Below are 14,067 nucleotides of genomic sequence, written 5' to 3' on the forward strand. Positions count from 1 at the left end.
GCGCCCGAACCGCGGCGGTTCCTCGCTCCGGAGCCCCGCGACCTTATTCCTCCGACGACCGCTCGTAAGCCAGCGCGCCGTCGACGACGAGGCCCACGGGCTCGCCCTCGACCGGGCGGCGGGTCCCGGCGTCGGCCCGAAAGGTCTCGCCGCCGGCGAGCACCGTGGCGCTGTAGCCGCGCCCCGTAAAGAGGGCAGAGGAAATAATCCCCCGCAGCGCGCCGGGCTCCTCCGGCGAGACCAGCCGGGTGTGCGTCGCGGTGAGCGCGAGCGTCATCGCCGCCGCCCGCGGCGCGCCGTCGAGCCGAGCCACGGGCAGGCGCAGCGCCCCGCCCAACGCCACCGCCTCATCGCCCTCGCGGGCGGCGGGAACGAGGGTGGCGTCCGCGATGAACTGCGCCACCGCGGAGCTCGCCGGGCGCTCCAGCAGTTCGGCCGGGGTCGCGAGCTGGCGGAGACGCCCCTCAGAGAGCACCGCCACCCGGTCACCCAGCGCCAACGCCTCCGAGCGGTCGTGCGTGACGTGGATGGCGGTGAGCCCCTCGCGCTTGGTCAAACCCACGAGCTCACGCCGCAGCGCGTCGCGCAGCGGCTCGTCGAGGGCCGACAGCGCCTCGTCGAAGAGCAGCACCAAGGGCTGGGCGACCACCGCACGCGCCAGCGCCACCCGCTGCCGCTGTCCACCGGAAAGCTGCTCCGGGCGGCGCCGCCCTAGGCCGGGCAGCCCCACGAGCCGAAGTACCCGCTCCACGCGCTCGGCGACCTCGCCGCGCGGCAGTCTACGGCGCTCCAAGGGATACGCGATGTTCTTCGCCACGCTCAGGTGCGGCCAGACGGCGTGCGACTGGAAGACCATGCCGATCTCTCGGCGCTCGGGAGGAAGCCCGGTCACGTCGCGCCCGGCGATCGAGACCGATCCTGCGCTGGGCTGCGCGAAGCCCGCGACGGCCCGCAGCAGCGTCGTCTTGCCCGAGCCCGAGGGCCCCACCAGCGTGAGAAACTCGTGCGGCTCGACGGCCATCGAGACCCCGTCGACGCCCAGGGTGCCGTCGGGGAACTCGACCTGAAGACCCGCGATGTCGATGGCGGGAGTCATGCTCTGCTCGCTCCTTTCTTCGTCCCTCGGCCCGGCGACCGGACCACGAGAGCCAGCGCGGCGACCCCCACCACAGCGAAAAGCAGCGCGAGGGCGGCGGCCTGGTTATAGTTGCCCGCCTGCTGCAGGTTAAATAGCTGCACCCCCAGCGTGGTCGAACCCGGAGCGATGAGCAGCACCGACACCGTGAGCTCCCGCACCGCGGTGACGGCCACGAGCGCGGCGCCCGCGACCGCGGCGGGCAGCGCCAGCGCCCCGGTGGTGCTCAGCAGCGCGCGCAGCTCCCCGGCGCCGGCGACGCGGGCGGCCTCCTCGAAGGCCGCGGGGCTCGAGGAGAGCGGGCCGCGCACCGCCTGCACCACCAGGGCGGTGAACGCACAGACGTAAGCGCCGAGAATCACCCAGTGGGTGTTATAGATCCCGGTGTAGCGCCCGAGGATCAGCCAGCCCACGCCGATGATGAGGCCCGGCAGCGCGGTAGGCAGCAGGACGGTGAGGGTGAGGGCGACGTTGCTGCGCGCCGGCACGCGCGTGGTTACCAGCGCGATGAGCCAGCCCAGTGCTCCGCAGATGAGTGCCGCCGAGAGCGCCAGGGTCACCGAGGTGGCGATGGCCTGGCTGGTGCGCGGGTTGGTGAGCGCGGCCGTGAAATTGCCCAGGGAGATGGTCTCCAAAGTGAACGGCACGCCGGGCGCGGGCAGCAGGGCTCGATAGACGAGCGCGAGGATCGGGGCGAGCGTCGCGGTCAGCCCGAGCACCCAGCCGACGACCGTGGCCGGCAGCCGCAGGGCCCCGAGCCTGGTGATCGCCGCGGCACCGCCGTCGGAGCGAGACCGGCCGGCGCGCCGGGACACCACGAAGTCCGCGATGACCGCCACCACGCCCAGGACCAGCAGCACCACGCCGATGGTGGAGACCGTCTGCAGCGGGTTGGACACGGTGCCGGACTCCATGAAGCGGTACATCATCGTGGCGAGGGTCTCGACGCCCGCGGGAGAACCGATAATCGCCGGGATCCCGAAGTCCGCGAGGTTGGCGACCGCTGTGAGGGTGAAGGCGCTCAGCAGCGCGGGGCGCAGCAGCGGGAGCGTCACGGTGCGCAGCACGGTAAATGGCCCGGCCCCGGAGAGCGCGGCGGCCTGCTCGAGGTCGGCGGGGATGGCTCGCAGGCCCGCGGAGACCACGACGTAGACGATGGGGTAGGAGTGCAGCGTGAGCAGGACAATCACGCCGTCGAGGCCGTAGATATTCCACAGCTCGCCCTCGACCAGCCGGTTGATGCCCTGGTTGGGCCCGGCGAGCTGCAGCCAGGCGATCGCCCCGACGAACGGCGGCATGACGAGCGGGGAGAGGAGCAGCAGGCGCAGGGGCCCGGAGCCGTAGGCGTCGGAGTGGTCGAGCAGGAGCGCCACGGCCGTTCCGATGACGACCGCGAGGACGGCCGAGACCGTCGTCGAGATCAGCGAGTTGAGCGCCGCCTCGCCCAGGCCCCTCGACAGCAGCTCGGGCAGTTGATTGCCGCCAAGCGCGAGGCTGATGACTAGGCCCAAGGGCGTGAGGATCACGCCCGCGACGACCAGCCACAGGGCGAGGCGCAGCAGGCTAACCCTTGACGGCATCCTGGAACGCCTCGACGGCGGCCTCCTGGTCGCGGGTGACGGCCTCCAGATCCGGGGTGAGGAGCTCGATCTCGCTGAGCGCGGCGGCTCCCTCCGGGGTGCCGGCGTCCTCGCGCACGGGAAGGTAGTTCTGTTCCACGGCGAGCCCCTGGCCCTCGAGGGAGATGAGGAACTCGAGGTACTTCTTCGCGGCGTCCTGGTTCTTCGAGTCGGCGAAGATGCCCGCGGGCTCGGTGACGAAGGGGGCGCCCTCCTCGGGGTAGATCACCTCGACGGGGGAGCCCTGCTCCTTGAGGTCGCGCGCCAGGTAGTCGACGAAGACGCCGTAGGGGTGCCCGCCGGAGGCGACCTCCTGCGAGGTGGGGCCGTTCGACTCCGCGATCATCGGGGAGTTTTCGCCCAGCGCCTCGAACCAGTCGTCCCCGAGGGAGGGCTCGTTCCGCCACACACTCGCGTTGAAGGCCGCGGCCCCGGACACCGCCGGGTCCGGCATGACGATCTGGTCCTGGTACTTCGGGTCGGCGAGGTCCTGCCAGGAGCTCGGGCGGTCGGCCTCCTCCGTCTCGTTCTCGTTGTAGGCGATGACGGTCGGGATAATCCGGGTGCCGACGTAGTTCTCGGTGCCGCGGGCCTCCTCGATGACCTCGGAGGTGTCGAGATCGCTGATATCGGCGAGCACCCCGTCCTCGGCGTAGGTATCGAAGGTCGCGGAGTCGGCGGCCCAGAGGATATCCGCGCCGATCTCCCCGGCCTGCTGCTCGGCGGCGATGCGGGCCTTGAGGTCCCCGGTGCCGGCCCGGTAGACCTCGACGTCGATGTCCGGGTTCTGCTCGGTGAAGGCGGCGTTGATCTCGTCGACCTTGTCCTCGGGCTCGGACGTGTAGACGGTGAGGGTGACGGTCTCGTCGCCCGAGGCGGTGTCGGTGGGTTCGGGGTCGGCTGCGGGCTCGGAGCAGGCGGCGAGGGTGAGGGCACCGCACGCCGCGACGGCGGCGGTGAGGGGACGAAGGCTCATGGTGGCTCCTCAGGAAACTGGATAGCGATTGTCTCTCGTATTGTGACACGCACTATGCCGGTCTGCAGGACGAGGAATTCGCCGGTGGCTATCCGCTAAACGGCGCACTGGTGGAGCTGCACTGGCCGCCCTCGCCGTCGTGTCCTCTCTACGCTCGTGCCCCGACCGTCGCGGAGAGGAAAAGGGCGAGGCCCCCAGAGAGACAAGAAAACCCCCGGCCCACCGCGAATAGCGGCGGGGCGGGGGTTTCTTTCCGCGGCTACGGCCGCGGTTGAGAGCCCTACTTGTTCTTGCGGCTGTAGATCGCCTCGAACTCCTCAGGCTTCTCCTCGGCGAGCTTGTCGAGGCCGGTGCGGCCGACGACCTGCTGCCGGGTGGTGGTGAGCTCTCCGCGGCGGCGGGAGAAGATGTTGCTCACCCAGGAGACGAGGGCGTTGAAGCGGCTGCGGCGGCCGGACATGTACCACAGGTGCACGCCGAGCCACATGAACCACGGGACGAGGCCGGCGAGCTCCGAGTCGCCGATCTTCGCGACCGCCTTGAAGCGGGAGATGATCGCCATGGAGCCCTTGTCGTAGTAGGAGAAGGGCTCGCGGTCCTTGGGGTCCTCGCCCTCGGCGCGCTTGGCGATCTGCTGCGCGGCGTAGACGCCGGACTGGATCGCGACCTGCGCGACGCCGGGGAGCTTGTCGCGGGACATGACGTCGCCGACGATGAAGACGTTGTCCTTGTCGCCGACGGTGAGGTCCTCATTCACCGGGATCTTGCCGCCGCGGTCGGGGTCGATGCCGACCTGCTCGGCGATGCGCGCGCCGAGCGAGGAGGCGGACACGCCGGCGGACCAGACCTTGGCGTAGCTCTCGAGGGTGACCTCGTCGCCGTCCTTGGTCTTGTAGCTCACCGAGGTGGCGTCCACGTTGGAGACCATCGCGTTGAGGCGGACCTCGATGCCGAGCTTCTCGAGCATGCGCTGCGCCTTGCGGCCGAGCTTCTTCCCGAACGGGGGAAGGACCTGCGGCGCGCCGTCGAGGAGGTAGATCTTGACGTTGTCGGGGTTAATGTTGCGGAACTCGCCGGAGAGGGTGCGGTGGGCCATCTCCGAGAGCTGGCCGGCGAGCTCCACGCCGGTGGGGCCGGCGCCGATGATGACGAAGTTGAGGAGCTTCTGGCGCTCCTCGGGGTCGTCGGTGAGCTCGGCGCGCTCGAAGGCGTCGATGAAGCGGCCGCGGATCTCGAGCGCGTCGTCGAGGGTCTTCAGGCCGGGGGCGTACTGCGCGAAGTGGTCGTTGCCGAAGTACGACTGGTTGCCGCCCGAGGCGAGGATAAGGTCGTCGTACTCGAAGTCGCGGCGGCTCGGCCCGATATCGGCGGTCACCGTCTGCTCGTCGACGTTGATGTCCTTGACCTCGCCCTTGACGATGTAGAGGTTGTCGAGGTCGTCGAGGATCTGCCGGTTCGCCGGGGCGATATCGCCGGGGCTAAGGAGCCCGGTGGCCACCTGGTAGAGCAGCGGCGAGAACAGGTGGTGGTTCTCGCGGTCGATGAGGGTGACATCGACGTCGGCGTTCTTAAGCTCGCGGGCAGCGAACACGCCGGCGAAGCCGGCGCCGACGATAATGACGTGACGGCGCCCGGTATCGGGACGGAAAGCCATAATCGTCCTCCTTTTCACGCGTAAGTGTGTGCCGTTTGTCCACCGTAGCGGGAGGCCCGGGCAGCCGCCTGGGCCTTTTCGGACCCTCGGCGCGGCCCGTGTTGCATAAAACACCCGCGGGCCTCCGTTACGGGCGCCCATTGTAGTACGTGTGTCCTATTCCGCGAGCACACCGCCGCCACCGGCCTTCGTCGGGCCGGTATGTCGCGCCTCCTCGCTGGCGAAACGCCCGCTAGGATTGCGCATCGGGCGCCGCCTGCCTTAGGCCGCGCCGCGCGGGCATCCCCGGGCGGCGGGGCGGGGGCCGGCGGCCTGAGACCGGAAGCGTTGGCGTGGCGAAGGGGGCGTGGGCGAGGACGTGTCGGGGGATCATCTGTCGCACATCGACGCCGCCTCGTGGCCCGGGGTGGCCGCGGTGCCCGCGCCGCCGCTCATCAGGCTCAAGGCGCGCGCCGCGGAGGCCGGCTTCGCGCGCGCCTGCCAGGCCGCCGGCGTGGAGCTCGACCCGGACGAGGGAGCGGACCTCACCGTCGACCACGAGGAGCTCTTCGCCCGGCTCGCCGCCGGCGGCTGGGTGGGGCTCTTGGAGTCCTACCTCGCCGGCGAGTGGCGCGCCGAGGACCTCGCGGGCGTGCTCGAGGCGCTGCTTCGCGCCGGCTACCAGCCCTCGAGGCGCCGCCTCAAGGCGGGGGAGGCGACCGGCGGGGCGCTGCCGCCCCGGCTCGTCGCGCTGTGCTCCACCGACGGGGCGAGCCACTTCTTCGGGCGCTTCGCCTCCTCGGTGGGGACCAGCGTGCGCGAGACGCTCCCGGCCGCGGGCCGCGAGGAGCCGCGCCGCTTCGTCGAGCGCACCCGCTACTCGCGCCCCGTCGACGTCGCCCGCGCGGACCTGAGGGAGGCGCAGCGCCGCGCCGCGGAATCGCTGCTCGACCTCGCGCGGGTCCGCCCGGGCAGCCACCTGCTCGAGCTGCCCGCCTCGGGCGGGGTGCTCGCCGGCCTCGCAGCGCGCCGCCAGGCGACCGTCGACGTGCTCAGCGCCGACGAGGCGAGCCTCGAGGCGCTGCGCGAGCGGCTCGTGCTCGACGGGGTGGGCGACCAGGTCCACGCCGAGCACGTCGACGCCGCGGTGCCCAGGGGCGTGCCGGGCCGCTTCGACGCGGTCGTCTCCATCGAGTACCTCGAGACGCTCTCGCCGAAGCAGCGGCGCCGCTTCTTCCGCTTCCTCGACCACGTCGTCGGGCCCCGCGGGGAGGTCGCCCTGCAGTCGGTGGTGCGCGGCGCGGCGCTCGGGCCGGCGGGCGAGGCCGCGCTCGACGGGCTTCGGGCCTATATCTGGCCCGGGCTGTCCTACCCCTCGGACGGGGAGGTCTACCGGCTCGTCGACCAGGACACGGGGCTCCGGCTCGTCGAGGAGCACCGGCTCGACGTCCACGCGGAGGAGACGCTGCGCCTCCAGGCGGAGCTGTTCCGCGCGCGCCGCCGGGAGGCCGCGGCCGCCGGCTTCGACGTCGTCTTCCGCCGGCTGTGGGACTTCCAGTACGCGCTGCGCCTCGCGCTGGTGCGCATCGGCGCGCTCGAGGCGAGGCAGTGGCGCCTCGTGCGCCGCCGTCCCCGCTAGACCCGGGCAGAGAACACCGCCGGCCCGCGGGCCCCGACGATGCGGGGCGCGGGCCGGCGGCGCAGTAGCGCGGCTTGTGCTCGGCTACTCGATGTCCTCGAGCGCGGTGGAGCGGGTCTCGCGCATCATGAAGATCGCGACGAGCGAGGCGCCCGCGGCGATCGCGAGGTAGAGGCCCACCGCGCCGACGCCGAAGCTGTAGACCAGCTGCGTGGCGATGAGCGGGGCGACCGCGGCGCCGAGGATCGCGGAGAGGTTATAGGCGATCCCGGAGCCGGTGTAGCGGATCGCGGTGGGGAAGAGCTCGGGCAAAACGATGGCCATCGGCCCGAAGATCAGCCCCATGAGGAACATCCCGATCCCCAGGAACACGCCCACCGAGGCGAGGCTGGCGTTCTCCGGGGCGAGGAACAGCTCGAAGGTGAAGGAGAACGCGAGAATCCCCAGCGTCGTGACGAGCAGGGTGGGCTTGCGGCCGAACCGGTCGGCGCACCACCCGGCCAGCGGGATGCCCACCATGAACGCGACGACGGTGACGAGCTGCACCTTGAGGAAGTCCTCGTAGGCGAAGCCCAGCCCCGCGCCCGACTCGGGATCCTCGATGCCGAAGGAGAGGATCCACGTCGTCACGAGGTAGAAGAGCGTGTAGCAGCCCACCATGATGAACGTGCCGGCGATAACCGGGCGCCACGCCTTGGTGAACACGTCGCGCAGCGGGGCGCTCGCGCGCTTCCCCTGCGCCACCGAGTGCGTGTAGACGGGCGTCTCGTCGAGCTTGAAGCGCACCCACAGCCCGATGGCGACCATGATCGCCGAGGCGAGGAACGGCACGCGCCAGCCCCACTGGAGGAACGCCCCGCCCGGGTCCGTCGGGGCCTCGTCGAAGGCGGTCACGAGGATGAGGAAGAGCCCGTTGGCGAGGAAGAAGCCGAACGGCGCGCCGAGCTGCGGCCACATCGCCGCCTGCGCGCGCTTGCCCGAGGCGGCGTTCTCCCCGGCGAGCAGCGCGGCGCCCGACCACTCGCCGCCGAGCCCGATGCCCTGCCCGAAGCGCATGAGCGCGAGCAACAGCGGCGCGAGGAAGCCGATCTGCTCGTAGGTGGGCAAAAGCCCGATGATGAACGTCGCAATACCCATGGTGAGCAGCGCGAAGACGAGCGAGTGCTTGCGGCCCACCTTGTCGCCGAAGTGCCCGAAGATCACCGAGCCCAGCGGGCGGGCCACGAACGCGAGCCCGAACGTTGCGAACGACGCCATGAGGTTGACGAAGCTGCTGCCCACGTCGGGGAAGAAGAGCACGGGGAACACGGCCACCGCGGCGGTCGCGTAGACGTAAAAGTCGTAGAACTCGATGGTGGTGCCCACCGTCGAGGCGGTGATCACCCGGGCGCGCTCGCGCCGGCTCGTCGCCGGCGGGCGCTTCAGTGTCGTCGTCACCGGAGAGACGCCTCCTTTATTTCTCTGTGCGGTTGTCGGCGTTGCGGCCGGCAACGCCGTCGGCTAAATGCCAGACACCCTACACCGCCATCCCGCAAAATGATACATCCGTACCGCAAAATGGGACACCCGCCGACCGCGGGCCCGAGCCGCCGGGCCGCGCCCTAGCGCCGGCTAGGATGAGGCCACGCCCGCCCGAGCCGGCACCGGCCAACACCGCCGGCCCTGGCCCCGCAACGCTCATTCAGGGAGGAGCTTCATGCCGACACGCCTCACGGACCTCGCGAAGTGGAAGAAGGAGGGCCGCCGCTGGGCGATGCTCACCGCCTACGACTTCTCCACCGCCCGGGAGCTCACCGCCGCCGGCATCGAGGTCCTGCTCGTCGGCGACTCCGCCGCCAACGTCGTCTACGGCTACCGCGACACCCAGCAAGTCTCCCTCGACGAGATCACCTACCTCACCGCCGCCGTCGTCCGCGGCGCCGGCGACGCCCTCGTCGTCGCCGACCTCCCGTTCGGCACCTACGAGGCCTCCGACGAGCAGGCCGTGAAAAGCGCCACCGAGCTCATGGGCCGCACCGGCGCCCACGCCGTGAAGATCGAGGGCGGCGAGCGCATCGCCCCGCGCATCGCAGCCCTCGCCGCCGCCGGCGTGCCAGTCTTCGGCCACATCGGCTTCACCCCGCAGTCCGTCCACCAACTCGGCGGCTTCAAGGTCCAGGGCCGCGGCAACAAGGCCGACGACCAGCTCCGACGCGACGCCCGCGCCGTCGCCCGCGCCGGCGCCAGCGCCATGGTGCTCGAGATGGTGCCCGCCCCCGCCGCCCGCGACATCACCCGCGAGGTCGACGTGCCCACCATCGGCATCGGCGCCGGGCCCGACACCGACGCCCAGGTCCTCGTCTGGGCCGACGCCGCCGGATTCCCCTCCGACCGCAAGGCCGCCCGCTTCGTCCACCGCTTCGCCGAGGCCGGCCAGGAGATCCGCGCCGCCGCCAGCCGCTTCAAGGAGGCCGTCGAGGCGGGAACCTTCCCCGACGCCACCCACTCCTTCCGCGACTAAAACCACCCAAACCCGCGCCCGCAGCGCCGCCGCTAACCGAAGGAGCACCACTAAAGCCGTGACCACGCCCCGCGTCATCACCACCACCGAGGGGCTCGCCGCGTTCCGCGCCGAGTCCCAGACACCCATCGCGCTCGTGCCCACGATGGGCGCCCTCCACGACGGACACCTCTCGCTCGTCCGCGCCGCCGCCGCGCCGGGCGACGCGCGGGTGGTAGTCTCCATCTTCGTTAACCCGCTCCAGTTCGCGCCGGGCGAGGACCTCGACGCCTACCCGCGCACCCTGGATAGGGACCTCGAGCGCCTCGAGGGCGAGGGCGTCGACGCCGTCTTCGCGCCCACCGAGGACGAGATGTATCCCGCCGGCAAGCGCACGACGATCCACCCCGGGCCGACGGGCCAGGTCCTCGAGGGGGAGAGCCGCCCCACCCACTTCGCCGGGGTGCTCACCGTCGTCTACCGGCTCTTTCGCGTCACCGGGGCGCGACGCGCGTACTTCGGGCAGAAGGACTACCAGCAGCTCGTGCTCGTGCGGCAGATGGTCGAGGACCTAGGCCTCGGCGTCGAGGTCCACGGCGAGCCCATCGTCAGGGAGGGCGACGGGCTGGCGCTCTCCTCGAGGAACGTCTACCTCGACCCCTCGCAGCGCCGCGCCGCCGCCGCGATCCCCGCGGCGATCGACGCCGCGACCACGGCCGCGCCCCGCGGCAGGCAGGCCGCCCTCGACGCCGCGGCCGAGGCTCTCGTCGCCGAGCCCACCGTCGAGGTCGACTACATCTCCGTGCGCGGCGCGGACCTCGGCGAGCCGCCGAGTAGCGGCGAGGCCCGCGTCCTTATCGCCGCGCGGGTGGGCACCACCCGGCTCATCGACAACTCGCCGATCGACCTCGGGTAGCGGCGACGGCCGGGCGGGGAAGGGGAGAGGTCCCGCCCGCCCGGCCGCGGCTTAGCTTCTAGAGGATCACCTCGCCGAGCAGGAAGCCCAGCCCCACGGCGACGGCCAGGCCGACGATGCCGGGCAGGAGGAACGGGTGGTTGAACACCCAGCGCCCGATCCGGGTGGAGCCGGTGTCGTCCATCTCCACGGCCGCGACGAGCGTGGGGTAGGTGGGCAGGACGAACAGTCCCGAGGTCGCCGCGAAGCTCGCGACGGCGGTCACCGGCCCGACGCCGAGCGCAAGCGCTGCGGGCATCATCGTCTGCGTCGTCGCGGCCTGCGAGTAGAGCAGCGTCGAGGCGAGGAACAGCACGACGGCGAGCAGCCACGGGAAGTCGGCGAGCAGATCGCCCGCGAGGTCGGTGAGCTGATCGAGGTAGTGGTTGATGAACGTCGCGCCGAGCCACGCGACGCCGAGCACGCACACGCACGCCGACATGCCTGAGCGGAACACCGGAGCGCCGAGCAGGTCCTTCGGGCTGGTCTTGCACGTCGCGACGATGACGAGCGCGGCGGTGAGCATGACCGTCATGATCGCCTCGTTGCGCCCCAGCGTCGGCTCCTCGATGAGCCCCAGCTGCTCGGAAATCAGCGTCGCGTACGCCATCACGGCGACGACGGCGACGAGGAAGATGAGCACCGAGCGCTTCGCCGCCGGGCCCGACTCGTGGCCGCCCGGCCGCGGCGGCTCGACCTCGCCGCGCTCGAGGCGCTCCCGGTAGACGGGGTCCTGGTCGAGCGGCTTGCCCAGCCGGTTCGCGACAAACGCCATCGGCAGGATCGCGAGCGCCGTGGCCGGCACCGCGACCGCCAGCAGCTGCAGGTAGCCCACGCCGAGCGGCTCGACAAGGCTGGCCATGAGCACGACCGCAGCCGAGATGGGGGAGGCGGTGATACCCATCTGGGAGCCGACCACCGCGGCCGACAGCGGCCTAGAGGGCCGCACGCCGCCCTCCTTGGCGACCTCGGCGATGACCGGCAGCGTCGAGAACGACGTGTGCCCCGTGCCGGCAAATAGCGTCATCGAGTAGGTGACGTAGGGGGCGAGGTAGGTGACCTTCGAGGGGTTCTTGCGAAGAAGTCGCTCCGCGAGGCCGACGAGGTAGCTCATGCCGCCGGCCGACTGCATCGCGGCAATCGCGGCGATGACCGACATGATGATGCCGATGACGTCCCAGGGGATGTCCTCCCGGTCGACCGGAATGCCGGTCGCGCCGAGCAGCATCACCCCGAGCCCGCCGGCGAGCCCGATTCCGATGGATCCCTTCCGGGCGCCGATGATGATCGCGCCGAAGAGGATGATCAGGTGGACTATGACCATGCCGGCCTCGCTTTCGCTCGCACACCAGGGGCGACCGCGGGCAGATCGCCCGGGGTCTCTGCACTCCACTATGCGCCAAGCAGCTTGACAAAAGGGTGATGTGAGCGCATTATCACCCGGCTATATGAGCGGCCCCACAAGGGGTAGATCGAAGGGTCGGGGAGCGGTGCGCGGTACCGCCTCTTTGGCGGGGAGAAACCCGACGGCCAGGCCCCGCGGACCGGTAGCAAGCTTCACGAGATTGCGCAGCGTGCGAGGCAAAGGGAAGGACTCGCGCCTTGGGGCGAGCCAACGCCATCAAGAGCGACGAACCGGCCGAATACCGGCGTGAGGACAGGTCGGCGAACGCGCGCCGCGGGCAAGACCGGCGACCGTGCGATGCGGCGACACGTACGGCCGCCGGGCCGGTTCGCGGCGCGTGGGGCCGGCGGCCTTGCGGAGGATGGGGGCAGGCCACGGGGCGCGCGGAGAGGCAGCCTGGCCGGCGAGAGCCGCCAACGGTGGGGAGCGGGAGCCGCCGCTGATCTGACATAATATATATTATCGGCGTTTAAGGGGTGGTGGCCGGTAGCGGTCGTATGCACGGCTCATCGGCATCGACACTCCAGGTCGTCGCGCTCGCCGCCCGCTGTCGTGCCACCAGTTCCGCCCTGAGCCCACCTGGCCAACACTGCGAGGCGTGTCCTCAACCGATCTGAAGCACGGTGCGCAAATCGGCGAAGGCCTCCGGGCGGACCTGATGGATCACGCTGCGCCTCTCGCGGCGACGCTCCAGAAGCCCCGCCTCGGTCATCTTCTTCAAATGGTGCGAGATCGTCGGCTGGCTCAGACCCATCATGTCGGCGATGTCGCCGACGCTCGCCGGTTCGCACCCCGCGGCGGCCAGCTCGGACAGGATCCGTAGCCGCACCGGCTCCGCCAGGACCTTAAACACTTCGGCGTAGCGAACCGATTCGTCCTCGGTTAGCGGCCCGGTGCCCAGCGAACAACACCGCGAGTTGTTTAGGACGTCGGCGTCGGATACGGGACGGGTCGGGCTCATGCACACCACGCTACATTGACGCACATCGATTTCGGAACTATTTTCATATATAGATCCACGTCGATATGAAAGAGGTAGGATCCCATGACTCCGCCTTCGGCTCCGGGCGTAGCGCCGCCCCGCATGTCGTTTCTCGACCGCTTCTTGCCCGTCTGGATCATCCTGGCCATGGCCGCGGGCCTGGCGATCAGCCGCCTGGCCCCTGGCATCGGTGACGCCCTGGGCGCCGTCGAGGTCGGCGGGATCTCCATTCCCATCGCCCTTGGTCTGCTGGTGATGATGTACCCGCCGCTGGCCAAGGTTCGCTACGACAAGGCCGGCAAGATCGCCACAGACGCGCGGCTGATGGGCGTGTCTCTCGTCCTCAACTGGGTCGTCGGCCCACTGTTCATGTTCACCCTCGCCTGGATCTTCCTGCCGGACCAGCCAGAACTTCGCACCGGTTTGATCATGGTCGGCCTCGCCCGCTGCATCGCGATGGTGCTCGTCTGGTCGGACCTCTCGTGCGCCGACCGGGAGGCCACCGCGGTGCTGGTGGCAATCAACTCGGTGTTCCAGGTGATCATGTACGCCGTTCTCGGCTGGTTCTACCTGCAGATCCTGCCGTCCTGGCTGGGTTTGGAGACGACCTCGGCGGAGTTCTCCTTCTGGACAATCGCCGCCGCGGTGCTGGTGTTCCTGGGGATCCCGCTGCTGGCCGGGGCGGCCTCCCGGCTGCTCGGCGAGAAGATCAAGAGCCGCGACTGGTACGAGAACACCTTCCTTCCGCGGGTCTCGCCGCTGGCGCTCATCGGCCTGCTGTACACGATCGTGCTGCTCTTCTCGCTGCAAGGCGATAAGGTAGCGGCCAATCCGTGGGCAGTGGCGCGGTTGGCGCTTCCGCTGGTGCTCTACTTCCTGGGCATGTTCGCCCTCGCGCTGATCACGGCGAAGCTCGCCAACCTCAACTACGCCCAGTCGGCATCGGTGTCGTTCACCGCGGCGGGCAACAACTTCGAGCTGGCCATCGCGGTGTCCATCGGCACCTTCGGCGCCGCCTCGGGCGAGGCGCTGGCGGGGACGATCGGCCCGATGATCGAGGTGCCGATCCTCGTCGCGCTGGTCTACGTCATGCGCTGGCTGGGGCCGAAACTGTTCGCGGGCGACCCGACCCTGCCGCACGCCCAATTCGCCAGGACGGCCGCCTGACCCATCCCGCATGCGACCGACGCCCCGTCGTCGACGACGCATGGCCGTTTTCCGCCGCCGCGAGAGCCCGGCCACTT

At 70.5% G+C, this 14,067-nt stretch carries 11 protein-coding genes; 4 read left to right on the forward strand and 7 right to left on the reverse strand.

Annotated features, from left to right (window positions below; all coding sequences use genetic code 11):
* Window positions 1–43: 43 nt before the first annotated feature.
* The 4 genes from HMPREF9719_RS03120 to HMPREF9719_RS03135 all read right to left on the reverse strand — a co-directional run bounded on the left by HMPREF9719_RS03120 (window position 44) and on the right by HMPREF9719_RS03135 (window position 5,384).
* Entirely contained in the window at window positions 44–1,096 is a 1,053-nt protein-coding gene (locus HMPREF9719_RS03120) for an ABC transporter ATP-binding protein (protein WP_004600508.1), read from the reverse strand.
* Window positions 1,093–2,715, reverse strand: coding sequence for an ABC transporter permease (locus HMPREF9719_RS03125; RefSeq protein WP_004600509.1), 1,623 nt, complete (start codon window positions 2,713–2,715; stop codon window positions 1,093–1,095). The genes HMPREF9719_RS03120 and HMPREF9719_RS03125 overlap by 4 nt, the downstream gene beginning before the upstream one ends.
* Complete coding sequence (locus tag HMPREF9719_RS03130; RefSeq protein WP_004600510.1) at window positions 2,699–3,730, reverse strand: ABC transporter substrate-binding protein; 1,032 nt, start codon at window positions 3,728–3,730, stop codon at window positions 2,699–2,701. Before HMPREF9719_RS03130 ends, HMPREF9719_RS03125 begins: the two co-directional genes overlap by 17 nt.
* A gap of 280 nt (window positions 3,731–4,010) precedes the next feature.
* The gene (locus HMPREF9719_RS03135; RefSeq protein ID WP_004600511.1) at window positions 4,011–5,384 is read right to left on the reverse strand and encodes an NAD(P)/FAD-dependent oxidoreductase; all 1,374 of its coding nucleotides are present in this window, start codon (window positions 5,382–5,384) and stop codon (window positions 4,011–4,013) included.
* 346 nt (window positions 5,385–5,730) lie between these two features.
* Between HMPREF9719_RS03135 and HMPREF9719_RS03140 the strand changes: the two genes are divergently transcribed.
* Complete coding sequence (locus tag HMPREF9719_RS03140; RefSeq protein WP_244848185.1) at window positions 5,731–7,002, forward strand: SAM-dependent methyltransferase; 1,272 nt, start codon at window positions 5,731–5,733, stop codon at window positions 7,000–7,002.
* Between the two features lie 84 nt (window positions 7,003–7,086).
* Here HMPREF9719_RS03140 and HMPREF9719_RS03145 read toward each other — a convergent pair whose 3' ends face one another.
* Window positions 7,087–8,439, reverse strand: coding sequence for an MFS transporter (locus HMPREF9719_RS03145; RefSeq protein ID WP_004600513.1), 1,353 nt, complete (start codon window positions 8,437–8,439; stop codon window positions 7,087–7,089).
* A gap of 259 nt (window positions 8,440–8,698) precedes the next feature.
* Between HMPREF9719_RS03145 and panB the strand changes: the two genes are divergently transcribed.
* The gene (gene panB, locus HMPREF9719_RS03150) at window positions 8,699–9,502 is read left to right on the forward strand and encodes a 3-methyl-2-oxobutanoate hydroxymethyltransferase (RefSeq protein WP_004600514.1); all 804 of its coding nucleotides are present in this window, start codon (window positions 8,699–8,701) and stop codon (window positions 9,500–9,502) included.
* A 58-nt stretch (window positions 9,503–9,560) separates the two neighbouring features.
* Window positions 9,561–10,397, forward strand: coding sequence for a pantoate--beta-alanine ligase (panC, locus tag HMPREF9719_RS03155; protein ID WP_004600515.1), 837 nt, complete (start codon window positions 9,561–9,563; stop codon window positions 10,395–10,397).
* 58 nt (window positions 10,398–10,455) lie between these two features.
* Here panC and HMPREF9719_RS03160 read toward each other — a convergent pair whose 3' ends face one another.
* Both HMPREF9719_RS03160 and HMPREF9719_RS03165 read right to left on the reverse strand, forming a co-directional pair.
* On the reverse strand, window positions 10,456–11,760 hold the full coding sequence (locus HMPREF9719_RS03160; RefSeq protein WP_004600516.1) for an anaerobic C4-dicarboxylate transporter: 1,305 nt from the start codon (window positions 11,758–11,760) through the stop codon (window positions 10,456–10,458).
* 685 nt (window positions 11,761–12,445) lie between these two features.
* Window positions 12,446–12,802, reverse strand: coding sequence for an ArsR/SmtB family transcription factor (locus HMPREF9719_RS03165; RefSeq protein ID WP_004600517.1), 357 nt, complete (start codon window positions 12,800–12,802; stop codon window positions 12,446–12,448).
* Window positions 12,803–12,886: 84 nt separating this feature from the next.
* Between HMPREF9719_RS03165 and arsB the strand changes: the two genes are divergently transcribed.
* Window positions 12,887–13,990 (forward strand): ACR3 family arsenite efflux transporter, encoded by a 1,104-nt coding sequence (arsB, locus tag HMPREF9719_RS03170; RefSeq protein WP_004600518.1) that lies wholly within the window; start codon window positions 12,887–12,889, stop codon window positions 13,988–13,990.
* Window positions 13,991–14,067: the final 77 nt, after the last annotated feature.

Origin of the sequence: Corynebacterium otitidis ATCC 51513, from assembly GCF_000296405.1 — a bacterium.
In the GTDB taxonomy this organism is placed as follows: domain Bacteria; phylum Actinomycetota; class Actinomycetes; order Mycobacteriales; family Mycobacteriaceae; genus Corynebacterium; species Corynebacterium otitidis.

Coding starts and splice junctions, on each gene's coding strand:
- HMPREF9719_RS03130 (WP_004600510.1), bottom strand. CDS start 3,730: ATGAGCCTTCGTCCCCTCACCGCCGCCGTCGCGGCGTGCGGTGCCCTC.
- HMPREF9719_RS03165 (WP_004600517.1), bottom strand. CDS start 12,802: ATGAGCCCGACCCGTCCCGTATCCGACGCCGACGTCCTAAACAACTCG.
- arsB (WP_004600518.1), top strand. CDS start 12,887: ATGACTCCGCCTTCGGCTCCGGGCGTAGCGCCGCCCCGCATGTCGTTT.
- HMPREF9719_RS03160 (WP_004600516.1), bottom strand. CDS start 11,760: ATGGTCATAGTCCACCTGATCATCCTCTTCGGCGCGATCATCATCGGC.
- HMPREF9719_RS03120 (WP_004600508.1), bottom strand. CDS start 1,096: ATGACTCCCGCCATCGACATCGCGGGTCTTCAGGTCGAGTTCCCCGAC.
- HMPREF9719_RS03125 (WP_004600509.1), bottom strand. CDS start 2,715: ATGCCGTCAAGGGTTAGCCTGCTGCGCCTCGCCCTGTGGCTGGTCGTC.
- HMPREF9719_RS03135 (WP_004600511.1), bottom strand. CDS start 5,384: ATGGCTTTCCGTCCCGATACCGGGCGCCGTCACGTCATTATCGTCGGC.
- panB (WP_004600514.1), top strand. CDS start 8,699: ATGCCGACACGCCTCACGGACCTCGCGAAGTGGAAGAAGGAGGGCCGC.